Below are 1963 nucleotides of genomic sequence, written 5' to 3'. Positions count from 1 at the left end.
TGGTACTGACATCACGAATACAAAAGTAGGCAAAACAAAAGTAGAAGGAACGAAGACATGGAAAGACGGAAATGCAACAGACCGTCCGACAATGATCAAAGTAGACTTACTACAAAACGGGAACGTGATTCAAACACACGACGTACTAGCAGTAATGGGTTGGAAATATATATTCGCAGATCTAGAAGCATATGATGCGGAAGGAGTAGCGTACAAGTATAAAGTGAAGGAACAACCGGTAGCTGGATATGAATCCAAAGTAAGTGGTACTGACATCACAAATACAAAAGTAGGCGAAACAAAAGTAGAAGGAACGAAAACATGGAAAGACGATAACGCGAAAGATCGTCCGGAAATAATCAAAGTAGATCTTTTACAAAACGGTAAAGTAGTAGATACAAAGGAAGTAACAGCGGCAACAGAATGGAAGTACACATTTGAAAATCTCCAAGCATATGATGCAGACGGAGCAGCATATAAGTATGAAGTGAAAGAACAAGCAGTACCAGGATATGAATCCAAAGTAAGTGGTACTGACATCACGAATACAAAAGTAGGCAAAACAAAAGTAGAAGGAATGAAGACATGGAAAGGTGGCACAGAGGAAGAACATAAAGCCATCAAAGTAGACTTATTCCAAAACGATAAAGTAGTAGACACAAAAGAAGTAAGCAAAGCAGCAGGTTGGAAATATGAATTCAAAGATTTAGCAGCGTATGATGAAAATGGAGTAGCATACAAGTATGAAGTGAAGGAACAACCGGTGGCTGGATATGAATCCAAAGTAAATGGTTATGACATCACAAATACAAAAATAGGCGAAACAAAAGTAGAAGGAACGAAGACATGGAACGACGATAATGCGAAAGATCGTCCGACAATGATCAAAGTAGACCTTTTACAAAATGGTAAAGTAATAGATACAAAAGAAGTAACAGCAGAAACAAACTGGAAGTATACGTTTGAAAATCTCCAAGCATACGATGAAAATGGAGTAGCGTACAAGTATGAAGTAAAAGAACAGCCAGTAGCCGGATATAAATCCGAGGTAAAAGGTTATGAAATTACGAATACAAAAGTAGCGAAATTGACAGTAGAAGGAACAAAAACGTGGAACGATAACAACGCAAAAGATCGTCCAAGCTTGATTAAAGTAGACTTACTACAAAATGGTAAAGTAGTAGATACAAAAGAAGCAACAGCGGCAACAAACTGGAAATATGCATTTGCAGATGTAGAAGCATATGACGCAAATGGAGTAGCGTACAAGTATGAAGTGAAGGAACAGCCAGTAGCGGGATACCAATCTGACGTACACGGTTATGACATCACAAATACAAAAGTAGGCGAAACAAAAGTAGAAGGAACGAAGACATGGAACGACGATAATGCAACAGATCGTCCAACAATGATCAAGGTAGACTTACTACAAAACGGTCAAGTAGTAGACACAAAAGAAGTAACAGCAGCAAGTGAATGGAAGTACACGTTTGAAAAACTACAAGCTTACGATGCAGAAGGTAAGGCATACAAGTATGAAGTGAAAGAACAAGCAGTTGAAGGATATGAATCCAAAGTAAAAGGTTATGACATCACGAATACAAAAGTGGGCGAAACGAAAGTAGAAGGAACAAAAACATGGAACGATAACAATGCAACAGATCGTCCAAGCACAATCAAAGTAGACTTACTACAAAACGGTCAAGTAATTGACACGAAAGAAGTAAGTAAAGCAACAAATTGGAAGTACACGTTTGAAAAACTGCAAGCATACGATGCAAACGGAGTAGCGTACAAGTATGAAGTGAAAGAACAAGCAGTTGAAGGATATGAATCCAAAGTAAAAGGTTATGACATCACGAATACAAAAGTGGGCGAAACGAAAGTAGAAGGAACGAAAACATGGAAAGACGATAACGCGAAAGATCGTCCGGAAATGATCAAAGTAGATCTTTTACAAAAC

The 1963-nt window shown here is 38.2% G+C and carries 1 protein-coding gene; it reads left to right on the top strand.

Annotation, left to right across the window (positions count from 1 at the left end; all coding sequences use genetic code 11):
• The coding region (locus tag K5S59_RS27595; protein ID WP_220784106.1) for a Cna B-type domain-containing protein at nucleotides 1-1963 on the top strand (1963 nt) is incomplete at both ends.

Source organism: Bacillus sp. BML-BC051, from assembly GCF_019656175.1.
In the GTDB taxonomy this organism is placed as follows: domain Bacteria; phylum Bacillota; class Bacilli; order Bacillales; family Bacillaceae_G; genus Bacillus_A; species Bacillus_A mobilis.
Note: the sequence above shows the minus strand (reverse complement) of the source record. Positions and strands in the feature narration are given on the sequence as shown.